General features: G+C 61.3%; 14 protein-coding genes. 7 read left to right on the top strand and 7 right to left on the bottom strand.

The genetic code is table 11. The features are described from left to right. Positions 1-2: 2 nt before the first annotated feature. Positions 3-1,742, top strand: a complete 1,740-nt coding sequence (gene ggt, locus FJ949_RS14560; RefSeq protein ID WP_140496553.1) for a gamma-glutamyltransferase — start codon at positions 3-5, stop codon at positions 1,740-1,742. Positions 1,743-1,858: 116 nt separating this feature from the next. Here the strand turns inward: ggt and FJ949_RS14555 are convergent, their stop codons facing one another. The 7 genes from FJ949_RS14555 to FJ949_RS14525 form a co-directional block, all read right to left on the bottom strand. After that, entirely contained in the window at positions 1,859-2,203 is a 345-nt protein-coding gene (locus FJ949_RS14555; protein ID WP_140496551.1) for a hypothetical protein, read from the bottom strand. 1,150 nt (positions 2,204-3,353) lie between these two features. After that, positions 3,354-4,094 (bottom strand): ribonuclease activity regulator RraA, encoded by a 741-nt coding sequence (locus FJ949_RS14550; protein ID WP_140496549.1) that lies wholly within the window; start codon positions 4,092-4,094, stop codon positions 3,354-3,356. Positions 4,095-4,118: 24 nt separating this feature from the next. Beyond that, the gene (locus FJ949_RS14545; protein ID WP_140496547.1) at positions 4,119-5,282 is read right to left on the bottom strand and encodes a mandelate racemase/muconate lactonizing enzyme family protein; all 1,164 of its coding nucleotides are present in this window, start codon (positions 5,280-5,282) and stop codon (positions 4,119-4,121) included. A 31-nt stretch (positions 5,283-5,313) separates the two neighbouring features. Then, positions 5,314-6,411: an ABC transporter ATP-binding protein gene (locus FJ949_RS14540; protein ID WP_140496545.1), complete on the bottom strand. Its 1,098-nt coding sequence runs from the start codon at positions 6,409-6,411 to the stop codon at positions 5,314-5,316. A 10-nt stretch (positions 6,412-6,421) separates the two neighbouring features. Further along, a complete protein-coding gene (locus tag FJ949_RS14535; RefSeq protein WP_140496543.1) occupies positions 6,422-7,312 on the bottom strand; it encodes a carbohydrate ABC transporter permease in 891 nt (296 codons plus the stop codon). After that, the gene (locus FJ949_RS14530) at positions 7,309-8,268 is read right to left on the bottom strand and encodes a sugar ABC transporter permease (protein WP_140496541.1); all 960 of its coding nucleotides are present in this window, start codon (positions 8,266-8,268) and stop codon (positions 7,309-7,311) included. The genes FJ949_RS14535 and FJ949_RS14530 overlap by 4 nt, the downstream gene beginning before the upstream one ends. Before the next feature lie 78 nt (positions 8,269-8,346). Further along, positions 8,347-9,825, bottom strand: a complete 1,479-nt coding sequence (locus tag FJ949_RS14525; RefSeq protein WP_140496539.1) for a sugar ABC transporter substrate-binding protein — start codon at positions 9,823-9,825, stop codon at positions 8,347-8,349. A 214-nt stretch (positions 9,826-10,039) separates the two neighbouring features. Here FJ949_RS14525 and FJ949_RS14520 point away from each other — a divergent pair, with 214 nt between their 5' ends. The 6 genes from FJ949_RS14520 (at position 10,040) to FJ949_RS14495 (ending at position 16,394) form a co-directional block, all read left to right on the top strand. Next, positions 10,040-10,750: a GntR family transcriptional regulator gene (locus tag FJ949_RS14520; RefSeq protein ID WP_140496537.1), complete on the top strand. Its 711-nt coding sequence runs from the start codon at positions 10,040-10,042 to the stop codon at positions 10,748-10,750. 52 nt (positions 10,751-10,802) lie between these two features. Beyond that, positions 10,803-11,969, top strand: coding sequence for a mandelate racemase/muconate lactonizing enzyme family protein (locus FJ949_RS14515; RefSeq protein WP_140496535.1), 1,167 nt, complete (start codon positions 10,803-10,805; stop codon positions 11,967-11,969). 66 nt (positions 11,970-12,035) lie between these two features. Continuing rightward, complete coding sequence (locus tag FJ949_RS14510; protein ID WP_140496533.1) at positions 12,036-13,397, top strand: mandelate racemase/muconate lactonizing enzyme family protein; 1,362 nt, start codon at positions 12,036-12,038, stop codon at positions 13,395-13,397. 102 nt (positions 13,398-13,499) lie between these two features. Further along, positions 13,500-13,826, top strand: coding sequence for an NIPSNAP family protein (locus FJ949_RS14505; protein ID WP_140496531.1), 327 nt, complete (start codon positions 13,500-13,502; stop codon positions 13,824-13,826). A 9-nt stretch (positions 13,827-13,835) separates the two neighbouring features. Further along, positions 13,836-15,035 carry a mandelate racemase/muconate lactonizing enzyme family protein gene (locus FJ949_RS14500; protein ID WP_140496529.1) on the top strand — a complete coding sequence of 400 codons (1,200 nt, stop codon included), beginning with the start codon at positions 13,836-13,838 and terminating at the stop codon, positions 15,033-15,035. 141 nt (positions 15,036-15,176) lie between these two features. Next, entirely contained in the window at positions 15,177-16,394 is a 1,218-nt protein-coding gene (locus FJ949_RS14495) for a DUF2235 domain-containing protein (protein ID WP_140496527.1), read from the top strand. The last annotated feature ends 88 nt before the right edge of the window (positions 16,395-16,482 follow it).

The raw sequence follows: 16,482 nt of genomic DNA, 5'->3' as shown, positions 1-16,482 counted from the left end.
CCATGCATATCACTCGCCGCACGCTGATCGCCGTCAGCCTCTCCTTCACAATCGCTTTCGCGCCATGGGCGGCCGCCTTCGCCGCCTCGCCAGCGCCTGCCAAAGGCGAGAACGGCATGGTTGTCACCGCGCAGCATCTGGCGTCGGAGGTGGGCGTCGAAGTCCTGAAGAAGGGCGGCAACGCCGTCGATGCGGCGGTCGCCGTTGGTTATGCGCTCGCCGTCGTCTATCCCAATGCCGGCAATATCGGCGGCGGCGGCTTCATGACTGTCCGCTTCAAGGACGGCAAGTCGACCTTCCTCGATTTCCGCGAACGTGCGCCGCTGGCCGCGACCAAGACCATGTATCTCGACAAGGACGGCAAACCGGTGAAAGGCGCCAGCCTCGACGGCTACCTCGCCGTCGGCGTGCCGGGCTCCGTCGCCGGTTTCGAGATGGCGCGCGAAAAATACGGCACCTTGTCCCGGCAGGACCTCATGGCGCCGGCCATTCGCTATGCCAAGGACGGGTTCATCCTCAATCAGGGTGACGCCGCCTCGTTTGCCGGAGGTGCCGACAGGCTGGCGAAGGATCCCGCCGCGGCGGCCATATTCCTGAAGCCGGATGGCAAGCCCTATGGCATCGGCGAGCGGCTGGTCCAACCCGACCTAGCCGCGTCGCTCTCGGCGATTTCCGAAAAAGGCCCCGACGCCTTCTACAAGGGCGCCATCGCCGATGCCATCGTCAAGGCAAGCGGCGCCAAGGGCGGTATCCTGGCCAAGGGCGATTTCGAACAATATGCGGTGCGCGAGCTCAAGCCGGTGACCTGTTCCTATCGCGGCTACGAGATCATTTCCTCGCCGCCGCCCAGCTCCGGCGGCGTCATCATCTGTGAAATCCTCAACGTGCTGGAAGGCTATCCGCTGTCCTATCTTGGCGCCGGTTCGGCCGAGACCGTGCATGTCATGGTCGAGGCCATGCGCCACGCCTATGTCGACCGCAATTCGGCGCTCGGAGATCCCGATTTCGTCGACAATCCGGTCTCGAAACTGCTGGACAAGGCCTACGCCAAGGACATCCGCGACAAGATCGATCCGTTCCGGGCCGGCGTCTCTCAGGACCTGATGCCGAAGGGGTTCGGCGAGAGCAAGGAGACGACCCACTATTCGATCATCGACAAGGACGGCAACGCGGTCGCGGTCACCTACACGCTCAACGGCTCGTTTGGCGCCGGCGTCGTCGCCGACGGCACCGGTATCCTGCTCAACAACGAGATGGACGATTTCACCCAGAAGCCCGGCGTGCCCAACCTCTACGGCCTGGTCCAGGGCGAGGCCAACGCCATCCAGCCGAAGAAGACGCCGCTGTCGTCGATGAGCCCGACCGTGGTGGCCAAGGACGGCAAGCCGTTCATGGTCATCGGCAGCCCCGGCGGTTCGCGCATCATCACCATTACGCTGGAAGCCATCGTCAACGTCATCGACCACGGCATGAACATCCAGGAGGCGATCGACGCGCCGCGCATCCATCATCAATGGCTGCCCGACACGGTCTACATCGAGCCGTTCGGCCTGTCGCCGGACACCGAAAGGTTGCTGGCCGGCATGGGTTATCACCTCGATCTCAGCGACAAGACCTGGGGCCAGGCGGCGGGCATCCTGGTCGGTGGCAAGAGCCTGGCGGAAATCGGGAAGGGTGGCGGCGCCCGCTACAATGGCGCCATCGACAGCCGCGCTGCTTCCGGCGAGGCGCTCGGCTATTGATGGGACTGGGCGCACTCCGCAAGCGTGTGAACCCGCGCCCGAAATCGCGTCGAAAACGAAAAGACAGGGCGGCCTGAGTTTCCGTGAAACGACCGCTCTAATTGACGATCAAGCCGTCACGAAATCAGCGTGACGGTGGATGCGATCAGCATCAGGGCCGCGATGCCGACGAACAGTGCGTAGATGCGCGGCCGGTCGAGCAGAAGCGCGTTTCCCGATATCCAGGCCGATGTGGCGCCGCCGAGCGCGAACAGGAAACCGTTGCGGTGGCCGAAGGTCATCGACGCGGCCATCAGCCCGCCTATGATCAGGGCGCCGAACACGATTATGACGGCGACCGCGTATCTCTCGAAGTCATTGCCGCTGCCCATCGCCGGACCGATTGCATTCAAATTCGGCAGGTCATCCGGATCGAAGGGGCTGGTCGACCCGTATTCGTCTTGACCGATGGATTCTCGCATCACTCGTTCTCCGCTGACCGGCAACAAACCATCAACACATGCCGAGCGCAACCCGATCGCGTGTTTCTCCCTACGTGTTGACCGCGACATCAAACCGTTCCGGCAGGGCGCGCCATCCGTTTTGGCGGGTTCGGACCACCGCCGCAACTCCAGCGGTGTCGGCCCGAATGGCAACGGCCCGCCAACCTGTTTTTATATGGGCGTTTCTTCTGGAGAAAACATGATGGCGGAATTGATTCGAGCTTCGACAGAAGCATTTTTACGCGACCGGAGCCGCGGCGCCAGGCGCGGCCGCGTAAAATTTTCAGCTCCGGGCGTCCGCTTGATGTTGAGCCAGGTGCGTTCCGCACTTGGGCGAGCGTCATGCTGGCGCTCGCGGGCTCATGATGAACCAGCTCGACCAAAGCGGCCGGGCTGATCGCATGGACAAAGCTCGGCCGGGGATCGATTTTCGGCGACGGCCTGCGATATCCTAAGCTGGTATCAGGGCGGCGATACGATGGATGCTGATCTCCTTGCGTGCCTTGGACGCCTCGTTGGTCAGCCTCATGTCGAACCTCTGTACTGGACAGCCTCAATCCATAGTGCGAGCGCGGTGGCAGGCGACCGTCCCTTTACTTTCAAATCGCGGCCTCGATAGCCGCCGGCCGCGATCCATACCGTTTTTGAACGCTGATAGATCGTTACGCCTCGTGCATTCGCCCAAGCGCATGATTCCGCGAACTTTGGAGCCATTGCCGAGCCCGTTCCCGAGAATGCTGTCTCTATGTGACAAAGCTGCGTGGCCATATCAGGTCCCCTAATTTTGACGGTCCCGGCCGATGATCCCCGACCCTCGCCCAAAATCACCGAATGAATGATAGGACCGCTTCCGTTACGGTAATGTGTCGCCACCAGCGCGGTCAGGTATCTCCCGATGCAAAAGCCGCCAGCTTTCGGCAGGGACAGGTCTGGATTGGCCAGGGATTAAACCCAGCTTAGGTCAACGAGCGGGCGGAGAGCCGGGATCGGCCGCCATTCAAACCTGATCAGGAGATCGGGCTGGAGACGATGATGCGCAAGGCGCACCTGTTCGACGCACAGCGCGGCGCCAGGATAAATTAGGGGGAATGGCTGACGCGCGCTGGCGACTGTCAGCCCATCCTGTCTATCAAGGTTTGGCGTTGGCTTTCCGCCAAGCCTCGTACTCGTCGTTCGCGCTTGGGTGCAGTGGATAGTAGCGTTGCAACGGCGCGCCCCCCATGAGTTTCATTCGTGAGAATTCCTCCCAATCGTGATGCTTCTGGGATTCTTCGATGACCTTCGGGGCCATTGCGACGGGAAGCACCACCACCCCGTCGTCATCGGCGACGATGATGTCGCCGGGGATCACCGTGACACCGCCGCAGGCAATCGGAACGTTGACCGCATTGGGATAGATGCTGGTCTGCACATGATAATTTGGCGTCCAGCCGCGCAGCCAAAGAGGCAGGTCGAGCTTTTCGACATTGGGCCGGTCGCGCATGCACCCATCGATGACAATGCCCGCACCGCCTCTGCCCTTGAAATAGGTCGACATCATATCGCCGAAGACACCGGAGCTCATGTCGCCGCGCGCGTCGACGACGACCACGTCGCCCTCCTGCGCATGGTAGAGCACATGTCTGTGAAGTTGCGTCTCCGGATCGGCATATTCTCCCTCGGTGAAGAGGTCCGGTCTCTGCGGCATGAACTGCAATGTCAGTGCCGGCCCGACGATCGACTTCCCATGGTTCTGCGGCACCGGGCCGACCATGTGCGGATTGCGAAAGCCCATATGGCCAAGTGTGCCCGCGACCGTGGCGGCGCCGATCTCCCTTAGCGCGTCGATCAGGTCCTTGGGCGGCCGCGTGATATCGGGAGTATGCGTCATTTTCGGACTCCGGTTGAAATTGAATTACCAGTTGGTGACAGAGCCGTCGCGGCGCTTGAGATGTGGCGCTTCCCAGAAACGGAAACTCTGCGCCTGGACCGCCGCTTCATTGACCTCGACGCCGAGCCCCGGCAGGTCGCTGACCGGATAATCGGGCCCGTCGAGCCTTGGCTGTACGGGGAAAAAGTCGGAATTGTCGAAACCCAGCTTCCTTTCGGGGATCCTGGTTTCTAGCCACGCAAAGTTGGGCACCGCGGCGGCGAGATGCACGGTTGCGGCCGTGCACACCGGGCCAAGGGGATTGTGTGGCATCAGGTCCACATAGTGCGCCTCGCTCCAGCCAGCGACTTTCATCGCCTCGGTGAGCCCGCCGACATTGCAGACATCGAGCCGGTTGAACTGGTGGATGCCGCGCTCGATGTAAGGCAGGAACTGCCACTTGCTGGCAAATTCCTCGCCGATGGCAAAGGGGATGTCGGTCATCGTACGAAGGGACTCGTACGCCTCTGGTGTCTCGGCCCGTATCGGCTCCTCGAGGAAATCAAGCACGCCGCGGCCGAGCTTGCTGCAGAAGCTCGCCGCCTCGGCCACCGACAGCCGGTGATGATAATCGACGCCGAGCACCACCTCATCGCCCAGCGCCTCGCGCGCTTTGTTCAGCATGCTCGCCGTAGGGCCGATCGATTCACGCGGCTCGAAGACGTCCTTGCTGCTTTGTCCGATGGGGAAGAAGCGGATTGCCTGCCAGCCCTGCGCGCGCAGTTCGCGGGCGCGTTCGATCGCAACATCGCCCTCGGCCTCGTCTCCGGTCGAGGCGAAGGTGGGCACGCGGTCGCGCTGCTTGCCGCCAAGCAGCTCGTAGACGGGCACCCCCAGCGCCTTGCCTTTGATGTCATGAAGGGCGATGTCGATGGCGGAAATCGCCGCCTGCAGGACCCGGCCTCCTTCGAAGTACTGACTGCGGTAAACCTCCTGCCAGATCAGGCCGATCTGCATCGGGTCGCGGCCGATGAGAAACTCGCGATAGTGCTCGACCGCGCCCGCCACGGCTTTCTCGCGACCGCTCAAGCCGCTCTCGCCCCAGCCGAAGATACCCTGGTCGGTCTCGACCTTGACGAGCATCTGGTTGCGCGTTCCCACCCATACCGGGTAGGGCTTGATCGCGGTGATCTTCAGGTTCTTGGTCATACACGCCCGCGTTCCACGCGCATCCCCTGTCTCAATCGGCCTTGAGGGCCATTTCAGTTTCGCCGTCGAACAGATGCATCCGCTCCTGGTCGAACTCGAGCCAGATCCGCTCATCAGGTTTGACGGCGACGTTGGGCGACACGCTGATGTTGACGATGGCGCCCGACAGGAATGCTTGCACGAAGGTGACGTCTCCGGTCGGCTCCACCGTATAGGCCTTGGCCGGAATGGCGCCCGGGACCGCGCTTTTGTGCAGCTTGATCGTCGAGTGCCGCGCGCCGAGCACGACCTTCTTGGTGGTCGCTCCCTGGACCTTGCGCGCGTTGAGTTGCGACAGCTCAAGCGTCCAGCCTTCCGCGCTGGTCAGCGCGGTGCTGCCGTTTGCCGTCGAAGCCTCCAGCGGAATGAGACTCATCGCCGGGCTGCCGATAAAGCTGGCGACGAACATGTTGACCGGATGGGCAAAGACCTGCGCCGGTGAATCGTATTGCTGCAGATAGCCGCCATTCATCACCGCCATCTTGTCGGCCATGGTCACGGCTTCGAGCTGGTCGTGCGTCACGTAGATGATCGTTGCCTTGAGGTCCTGGTGGAAGCGCTTGATCTCGGATCGCATCTGCACGCGCAGTTTGGCGTCGAGGTTGGAGAGCGGCTCGTCCATGAGGAACACAGCGGGGTCGCGGACGAGGGCACGGCCAAGGGCGACGCGCTGCTGCTGCCCGCCCGAAAGTTCCCGCGGTTTGCGCTCGAGCAGGTGCGTCATGTCGAGAACGCGCGCCGCTTCCCTGACCTTCTTGTCGATCTCGTCCCTGGAGAGTTTGCGCATCTGCAGCGGGAACGCCAGGTTCTTGTAGACCGATTTCTGCGGGTACAGCGCGTAGTTCTGGAACACCATTGCGATGTCCCGGTCCTTGGGGTCGAGATCATTGACCACCCGGTCTCCGATGACGATGTCGCCCGATGTGATCGAGGTCAGCCCCGCGACGAGATTGAGCGTGGTTGTTTTGCCGCAGCCTGACGGGCCGACCAGCGCAACGAACTCGCCGTCATTGACCGTCAGCGAAACATCGTTGACAGCTTTGAAGCCGCCATAGGTCTTGACGAGATCTTTGAGGACCACGTGGGCCATTGGCAACTCCCTAATGCTTGACCGCGCCTTCTGTAAGGGCGCGTACGAAGTATCGTTGCAGGACGAGGAACAGCACCACGACGGGCACGCTCATCATGAAGCTGGCCGCCATCAGGCCCGGAAAGTCCGTCGTGTTTTCCGAGAAGAAGCGCTGGATGCCGACCGGCAGCGTCAATTGCTCGTTCTTGGAAAGGAAGGTGTAGGCGTAGATGTATTCGTTCCAGGCGCCGATGAAGGAATAGATCGCGGTGGCGATGATCCCAGGCGTCGAGAGCGGCATCACGATCAGGATGAAGGCCTGGAACCGCGTTGCGCCGTCGATGCGCGCCGCCTGCTCGAGTTGCACCGGGATGTTGTCGTAGAAGCCCTTGAGCAGCCAGATCGCCAGCGGCAGCCCGAAGGTCAGATAGGTGAGAATGAGCGAGCCGTGCGTGTTCACCAGGCCGATCGCGCGCATCAGGATGAAGAGCGGCACGAGAAAGATCACTGCCGGAAACATGTTGCGCAGCAAAACGGCGAAGAACAGGAAGTTCCGTCCGGGGAAACTGAAGCGCGAAAAAGCGTAGGCCGCGGGGACAGCCACGATTACGGAAAGGATTGTCGTGACGGTCGACACGAACAGGCTATTCCAGAAGAAGCGGAGGAAGTCCTGGCCGACGCTGTTCTGCGGATCGAGCAGTTTCTGATAGCTGGCGAGGGTCGGCTCGTCCGGCCACCATTGCGGCGGGAATTGCGTCGCCGCGAACCCGGATTTGATCGAGGTGATCAGCATCCAGATCATCGGCAATGCCGTATAAAGCAGCATGAACACGAGAAAGATGCGCCCGGCCCACCGCCATCCGTCGACGCGCATACGGCGACGGGTCTGGCCTCGGGAGACCGTCTCGGCAATCGCGCTCATGCACCGCCCTCCTTCCGCTCGTTGCCGCTCAGCGCACGGACATAGAAGTAGCCCAGCGTCATCAGGATGATGAACAGGAGCACCGAATAGGCCGATGCCACGCCCCAGCGCTGCCGGCCGAAGGCGAGTTCGTAAATATGGGTGATCCAGATATGCGACGCGTTCGACGGCCCGCCGCCGGTCATGATCCAGGGGATGATGAAGGAATTGAAGTTGGCCACTGCCAGCAGCAGGATCGTCACCACCGAGACGTTTCGAAGGTGCGGGAAGGTGACGTGCCAGAAGCGCTGCCAGGCATTGGCTCCGTCAACTTTCGCGGCGAGCAGCAATTGCTCGGGGACTGTCTGCAGGCCCGCCATCATCATGATCATGGCGAACGGAAACTCGCGCCAGATGTTGACGACGATCAGGGAGGGGAGAACGGTGCTGACATTGTCGATGAAATTCGGCGGTCGGTCGGCCAATCCGAGGCCGACCAGCACTGCGCCGATGATGCCGAAATCCGAATGGTAGATCCACTTCCAGATATAGGAGGCGGCGACCGCGCTGATGACCCAGGGAATGATCAGGATAGCGCGCAGCACACCGCGGCCGATAAAGTCGCGGTGGAGCGCCAGCGCTGTAGCAAACCCCAGGACAAAGGAGATGAAAGTGGACCCGAATGTCCAGATCAGCGTGTTCCAGGTGACTTTCCAGAACACCTCGCTGGTGAGGATGGCCGTGTAGTTGTCGAAGCCGATGAAGGTCTTGTCACGAAGCTGCAAGCCGGGCGGCGTCTTATAGAACGACAGCTCGATCGTGTAGTAGATCGGATAGGCGATGACGATGAGCATCACGGCGATCGCGGGCAGCACGTACGCGTAGTCGGCGCGATGCTCCCAGATATCCCGCAGCGCACCGGACCTGCCGGGTTGCAATTTTCGGCGCGCCTCGGCCTTGCCGGTCACGATCGTCACGATGGTATGCCCTTGTTTCTTCGGAACGAACCGGCTGCGCTGTCAGCGCAGCCGGTCAGGTCGTGGGTCAGGCGCAGGCTAGAGCCCGCCCATCAGGTCTTTCACCTTCTGGGCCGCGTCGTCCGCCGCCTGGTCGACGGTCATCGCTCCGGTCAGGGCATTCTGCAGCATGTCCGGGACGATGATGTTCATGATCTCCGGGGCCTGCGGCAGCGCCGGGAACGGGATGCCGTATGGCAGCATCGAGGTCGTGACATCGAGGAATTTGATGTTGTCCAGACGTTCCTTCATCCATTTGGTCTTGAAGCCGTTCAGGTTGCCGGGATTCGATCCGGCATAGGCCATCTTCAGCGACCATTCAGGGCTCGTCCACATGCAGATGATAGCCTTCGCCGCCGGCTCGTCTACCTTGCCGCCTTCGACATATTCGGGCTTCAGGATGTGGATGTTCGAGCCGCCGAACACGACCGCGCGCTTGCCGTCGGGCCCGGCCGGGATCAGGCCGTAGCGCATGTTGTCGATGACGGTCTGCGCCTTGTCCTTGTCGGTGCCCGTCGCCTTCTTCTGCAGGTCGAGCATGACATTGTAGTCGGACGGGTGCGAGATCATCATGCCGAGTTGGCCGGCGACGAACAGGGGCTGGTTATCGGCCTGCTGGTTGGTGAGTGCCGAAACCGGAACCGACTTGTCGCGAACATACATGTCGTAGGAAGCCTGCAGCGCCGCCTTGCTCTGCGGGCTGTCGAGTTCGACCTGCTCATAGGTCGGGTTTGCCGCCGCTTCGTCGAAGACGCCGCCACCATAGGCCCATAGCTGCGGCATGAAGCGATACGGCGTATTGCCGGCATTCTTGCGAGCCACGAGGCCATACCCGGCAATGCCGAGCTTGTCGTGGATCTGCTTGGAATACTTGATGACGTCGTCCCAGGTTGCCGGTGGCTTGTCCGGATCGAGGCCGGCGCGTTTGAAGATGTCGGCGTTCCAGATGAACGCCATCGTTTCGTTGTTGGTTGGAATGCCGTAGGTCACCCCGTCCCAGGTCACGGCCTTCATGGCGCCGGGCCAGAAGTCCTCGGTCGAATAGCCCACATCCTCGGGCTTCAGCGGCTGCAGATAGCCTTTTGAAGCGAATTCGGTACCACCCAGGATTTGCAAGCGGACCGCCATCGGCGCGGCATTGCCGAGGAGCGCGGTGCGGAACTTGTCGAGAAGATCGTTATAGGTGAGGGCTTGTTCCTCGAGCTGGATGTTTGGATAGGTCTTGCGGAAGGTTTCGAAGAATTCCTTGTAGTATTGGCGCAGGAGGTCGGGGTCGCCCTCGAAAACGCCCTGATACCAGAAGGTCAGTCGCCCCTTGTAGTCCAGCGGGGTGACCTTGGCACAATCGGCCGCCGTGTCGAAATCCTGTGTGCCCGCAATGGCGCGGACATATTCCGGCGACCACTTGCTGAGGTCGACCGGCGGCGCGCCCAGCGCCGATGTGGACATCAGTGATGCCGCCAAAACGCTGGCGACAGTGCCGCGCAGGACCGCACTGCCGAGTATAATCCTCGTCATAGGTATCCTCCCTGGTTCTCCCATGCCGCTTTGCGGCGAGGCAAAGCGGTCTTGCTCGTTTGATCGCAGGACGTCTTTGTATCTGTGTACCCGTTCGGGAGCCTTGTACGTTTTCAGATCATGAATTGCCTGTCAACGCGTTAGATCGTACATTGTTTATCGAAACTTTGCGTGTTAATCGGAAAGGGTGTGTATTAATCCAGGGGAGCCGGCCTTGGCCGAACCAAACGATTTCAAAGCCAAGCCACCGGTGGGGATTGACCCCATAGGGGCGTCCAGCGAGGGCGCCTCGCTTTATGAGCTGATCAGGGAAGACATCATCGAGGGACGGCTTGCCGCCAACGAACGGCTCGTGGTCACTGATCTCGCCCGGCGCCACGGCACCTCGACCAACCCCGTGCGCGAAGCCTTGCAGCTGTTGCGCGGCGAAGGCTTTGTCACCTTTCTCCCCAACCGCGGGGCGCGCGTCCGGCCTATCGATCAGGAGTTTGTCCGCGACATTTATGAGATCGGCGTTCTGATCGAGCCGGCCCTGACGCGATGGTTTGTGAATATGGCCACCGGCGAGGACATCGCCGAACTCCAACGTCTCCAGGACCTGATTGAAGAGAACAACTTCGCCGATACGTTCAGGCACAGCGAGCTGGATACCGCCTTCCACACCGTGATGTACCAGCGGCATTACAACCGCCATGCCGCCGAGCTTTGGTGGAAGCATCGTGAAGTGCTGCGAGCCGTGAGCCGGCGTTTCAATTTCACGCTTGCCCGGCGTGCCGCGATCATTCGCGAGCACCGCGAGCTCATCGCGTTCGTAAAAGCCGGAGACGCCGACAAGGCGGCCGAACTCGTTGCTCGCCATGTCGAGGGCTCCGGCCGGCACATCCTCGAACATATGCGTGCGCGCAACGCCGCTCGGGCCGGATAGAATGCCCGTTCCAGAACATCGCTAGCCCGACGATCAGACAGAGGTAGCTGACATGAAAATTACGAGCATTCGGCCGTGGCTGATCAAGTCCGATGCGTCCTATTGGGGAGAGTACCTGTTCGTCGAAGTGACGACCGACGAGGGGGTGAGCGGCTGGGGAGAGATCACGACCACCACCAAGCTCGCCAACCGCGCGCTCTGCACGATCCTACGGCAGATCGGCGCCGCCGTGACCGGCGAGGACCCGGCCCGGATCGAGCATCTCTGGCACAAGATTTTCCGCAGCTTCACCTATATGGGCAGCCGCGGCGCCGCGGTCGAATGCGTGAGCGCCATCGACATAGCTCTCTGGGACATCCGGGGCAAAGTTTTGGGCAAGCCCATCTACGAGCTGCTGGGCGGGCCGGTGCGCGATGAAATCGCGCTCTACACCCATCCTAACCAGTCCAAATTTACCAGCAAGGAGGCGGTGGTCCGCGAAATTCGGGACATCGTCGAGTCCGGACACACCGCGCTCAAGTTTGATCCTTTCCCGCATCAGGGACGTAGCGCCGATGGCGTGTCGCGCGAACAGCGGGACGGCTACCTCGATGGCAGCATGACTCGCAAGGACGAGCGCGAAGCGGCCGAACTCACGGCTCTGATCCGCGAAACGGCGGGCCCTGATGTCGACATTCTCATCGACGCGCACGGCCGTTTCGATGTTCCAACCGCCATTCGCCTCTGCCGAAGCCTCGAGGAAGCCGGCCAGATCGACTGGTTCGAGGAGCCTTGCCCGCCCGAGAGCCTCAATGCCCTCAAGCAGGTGCGTGAGAAGGTCAGCGCCGCCATCTCGTGGGGAGAGCGCGGCCACACCAAGTGGGACTTCGTGCCGGTGCTCGAAAACAAGCTCGCTGACTACATCATGCCTGACGTCACCTGGACCGGCGGCATTACCGAACTCAAGAAGATCTCTGCCCTGTGCGAAGCCTACTACGTCCCGGTCTCGCCGCATGACGCCGCGGGGCCGATCAACGTGGTGGCGGGCGCGCAGGTGATGATGACAGTTCCTAACTTTTACAAGCTCGAGACGTCGGAGTGGAACCTGGGTAAATACGATCATCTCATCGACACACCGCTCGACGTTTCGAACGGCAGCCTCAAACTGACGTCGAGGCCCGGTCTCGGCATCGAGATGGACCGCGAGTACCTGCAAGCCCACGAGATTGAGCTGGGCTGACGCATGTCGCCTCATGTCGGGGCTGCATGCCGCCGAAAAGCCCGCCTACCAAAACGAGGATAAGTGATGCCCAAGACCGGTGGAGCCGACGAAGCCCTTGATCGGGTGAACATGAACTCCAAGCCGTCCGATCTTCGCATCACCGACATGCGGGTGGCTGAAATCGTCGGCGCACCGTTCACAACGGCGCTGCTCAAGATCTACACCAACCAGGGCATCGTCGGGCTTGGCGAGGTGCGCGACGGGGCCAGCGCCACCTACGCGCTGATGCTGAAGAGCCGGTTGCTTGGCGAGAATCCCTGCAACATCGATCGCCTGTTTCGCCGGATCAAGCAGTTCGGCGGGCACGGCCGGCAAGGTGGCGGCGTCTCGGCGGTCGAAATCGCGCTGTGGGATCTCGCCGGCAAGGCCTATGGCGTTCCGATCTACCAGATGCTCGGCGGCCGGTTTCGGGAGAAGGTGCGCCTCTATTGCGATACCGATGCAACCGTGCCGAGCGGCACAGAGACCGGCAAGCGCCTCAAGCAGCGCATGGAGCTCGGCTTCACCTTCCTCAAGATGGATCTGGGGCTGATGCAGATCGCGGATGTGCCCGGCGCGGTCGTGTCTCCTGCCGGCTCACTCGAAGGCTACCGCGTTCATCCCGCCCGCGGCCCGCTCAAGACCGTTGATGAGCGGCGCGCCCGCAACGCGGCCTACGACCTGCATAATGTCGCCCACCCGTTTACCGGCCTCCATTTTTCCGACAAGGGCCTCGACCTGCTCGAGCAGTACATTGCCGAGGTTCGCGAGGTCATCGGCATGGAGATCCCGCTCGCTATCGACCACGTCGGCCACATCTCACTCCAGAACTGCATTCGGCTCGCCAGGCGAATTGAAAAATACGTGCCGGCCTGGCTCGAGGATGTAATCCCCTGGCAGTACATCGAGCAGTACCGGCAGTTGCAGGACGCCACCACGGTGCCCATCTGCACCGGCGAGGACATCTACCTCAAGGAGGGGTTCGAGCCTCTGCTCAAGAGCGGTGGCCTCTCCATTGTCCACCCGGACCTGCTCACCAGCGGGGGCATCCTGGAGACCAAGAAGATCGGCGACATGGCGCAGGATCACGGCGTTGCCATGGCCATCCACATGGCCGAAAGTCCAATCGCCGCGATGGCCGCGGCCCATGTCGCCACCGCGACCGAGAACTTCATGGCGCTCGAATACCACTCCGCCGATGTCGACTGGTGGGACGATATCGTCACCGGCCTTCCCAAGCCGCTCGTGCAGGACGGGTTCATCACTGTTCCGGACAAGCCGGGTCTGGGGATCGACGACGTCGTAGACGAGGTGATCTCGCAGCATCTGCAGCCGGGTGTCACCGGCATCTGGCAATCCACCGAGCATTGGGACAATGAATATAGCTGGGACCGGACCTGGAGTTAGCCCAGACGCCCAGCCCTCATTCCTCAAGCTCACAGGGCCAACGACCGACCATTCGTGTCGCCCTCTCCGAGGGGAGAGGCGAAGAAAGAAACGGACGAAACCATGATCTACGAACTGCGTATCTATGACTGCCTGCCGGGCAGGCTGCCGGCTTTGCTCAAGCGCTTTTCCGACCAGACGCTGGCCATCTGGGAGAGGCATGGCATCCGCCAAGCCGGGTTTTTCACCACGGCGATCGGCGAAAACAGCAATCGCCTTACCTATTTCCTCGCCTGGGAATCGCTGGCCGAGCGCGAGGCGAAATGGGCGGCTTTCGTCACCGATCCGGCATGGCACAGGGCCCGGGACGAGTCTGAGCGTGACGGGCAGATCGTTGCCAATATCGCCAGCCAGCTGCTCACACCGACAGCTTTCTCGTCTGTGAAATAGGACTGTGCCATGAAGATCACCGACCTGCGCTGCGCCGTCATCGGGCGGCATCCCATCGTTCGCGTCGTCACTGACGAGGGCCTCCATGGCCTTGGCGAGGTCGAGTTCACAAAGACCTATCTCAAGCCCTTTGTGCTGCATTTCCGCGAGGCGCTGATCGGCGAGGATCCGACCGACGTCGAGCGGGTGATGCTGAAGATCCGCCAGCGAGGTTCGTTCAAGCCCTATGGCGCCGCCGTCTCCGCGATCGAGCATGCGCTGTGGGACATTGCCGGCAAGGCCGCTGGCGTGCCGGCCTACAAACTGCTCGGCGGCAAGGTGCGCGACAAGGTGCGCGTCTATAACGGCTCGATCCGCCGGAAACGCGCGGGCGACCGGCCGGAGGATTATGCGGCCGACGTCAAATGGATGATGGAGCAGCCGCAGAACTTCTTCATGGTCAAGCAAGGAATCTCGTTCCACTCGAACATGAAGGACAGCATCGAGGACTTCCATTATGGCGTGACGCAGAAGAAGGCCGGCTATCACGGTGCCATGGATCAGGGCGTGATCAGCGAGCGCGGTTTCAACCACATGCTCGACTGCGTGATCGCCATGAAGGAAGTGCTGGGCGACAAGGTCAGCCTGGCGCTCGACTGCGGCCCGGGCTGGATGCTGCCCGATGCGATCAAGTTCGCTCGCGCGGTGGAGAAGTACAATTTGATGTGGCTCGAGGACATGCTGACCGGCGACTATGTGCCGTGGGTCAATCCGCAGGCCTATCGGGAGCTGACCACCTCCACCTCGACGCCGATCCATACCGGCGAGCAGATTTACCTGCGGCACAATTTCAAGGAGCTGATCGAGACGCAGGCGGTGCGCGTCATCGGCCCAGATCCTGCCGATATCGGCGGCATTGCCGAGCTCAAATGGGTCGCCGAGCATGCCTACATGCACTCGATCCTGATGGCGCCGCACGGCACCGCGAACGGCCTGCTGGGCCTCGGCGCCCTGATCAACGTTTGCGCCACCTTGCCCGCCAACTACATCGCCTTCGAATATCCCAGCGCCTCCGACCCCTGGTGGGAGGATCTCGTGATCGGCCTGCCGTCGCAGATCGTGAAGGACAGCATGGTGGACCTGCTGGAAGCGCCGGGCCTGGGCCTCGATATCGACGCCGAAGCAGCCAGGAAGTATCTCAGGGAAGAGGATACGGGCTTCTTTGATTGAGCCCCTCTTCTTTCGCCACCGGAACCACGCCGACCGCGCCGCTACATTCTCATCGGTACCCATCGTCAGACGCCTGTTGATGTGATCCACAGCTTGGGTCAAAATTGGTTGGTCTGAACTGGACCTTCAAAGGCGGTGGTGTTGAAGCGGACTGGCAAAAACATCGTTGTCTGCTGCGATGGAACGGGAAACCAGATCGAGCGCAATCTCTCGAACGTCTTGAAGTTGTTCCGCATCCTGAAGAAGAATGAGGAGCAGCGCGTCTATTACGACGCCGGCATAGGAACCATCGGTGCCAGCGATGCCTGGACGCGATGGCGCCAGAACGCGAAATCCGTGTTCGAGCTCGCAACTGGATATGGTCTCGACGCCGAAATCGCCGGCGCCTACGCCTTCATCTGCAGGCACTACGTCGAAGGGGACGCAATCTTCCTCTTTGGCTTCAGCCGGGGAGCCTATACAGCCCGCGCCGTTGCGGGCTTGATCCACATGATCGGCCTGCTGCATCCGGACCAACTCAACATCGTCGAGTATGCCGTAAGCTCTTACAAGCAAGCCAGCGACGAGCACGACCTTAACGTTGCCTGGCACTTTTCCAAGGTTTCAGGAGCCCGGGACGCGCGCATCAAGTTTCTTGGTGTCTGGGACACCGTAGCGTCGATCATCGTGCCGCGAGGCGACCGGCTTCTGCCACAGCTCCTCACACTGCCGCATACGAGGACCAACCCGAGCGTCGAAGTCTTTCGACATGCAATTGCGATCGATGAGCATCGTCGCATGTTCCGGCTGAACCGGTGGGTCGAGCCGCAGCCATTCGTCGAAAATCCTTTCGACAAGATTTCGCCGGCAAAAGAGCAGGATATCAAACAAGTCTGGTTCGCCGGATCTCATTCCGATGTCGGCGGTGGCTATCCTGAAGAGGAAAGCGCCATATCCAAATTTCCGCTCGACTGGATGGTTGATCAGGCCAAAGCATTTGGATTGCAGACCAATTCCCGCATGCTGGAGCGGCTTGTCTTCGGGGAAGGGAAGGGCGAGGGGACGATGACGTTCGTCAGCCCCGATCCGTTGGGGATCGTGCATGATTCAATGACCGTGGGCTGGAAGCCGCTCGAGTGGATCCCAAAGTCCGTCAAATGGCGTGAATGGAAGCGAAAATCGGTCCTCGGCTTCTACCTACCGCAAGCCGAGCCGCGCACGATCGAGCGACAGGAACGGCGGCCGCTGGTCCATCAGTCGGTTCTGGATCGGAAGGCGGCGATCCCGGCCTATAAGCCCGAGAATTTTCCAACCGCATTCGATGTTGAACCTTATGGTGACCTCATGCAGGACCACCTGGCCAACGAAGCCGCTACCTAGCGCAGACACCGAGCGGGCCAGCAGGTCTGTGACGGCAGAGAATTTCGGGTGGGTCGGTCCTACTTCGGCAGTCAACGCGTGGAACGCG

It is taken from the genome of Mesorhizobium sp. B2-4-1, from assembly GCF_006442185.1.
Lineage (GTDB): Bacteria > Pseudomonadota > Alphaproteobacteria > Rhizobiales > Rhizobiaceae > Mesorhizobium.
Note: the sequence above shows the minus strand (reverse complement) of the source record. Positions and strands in the feature narration are given on the sequence as shown.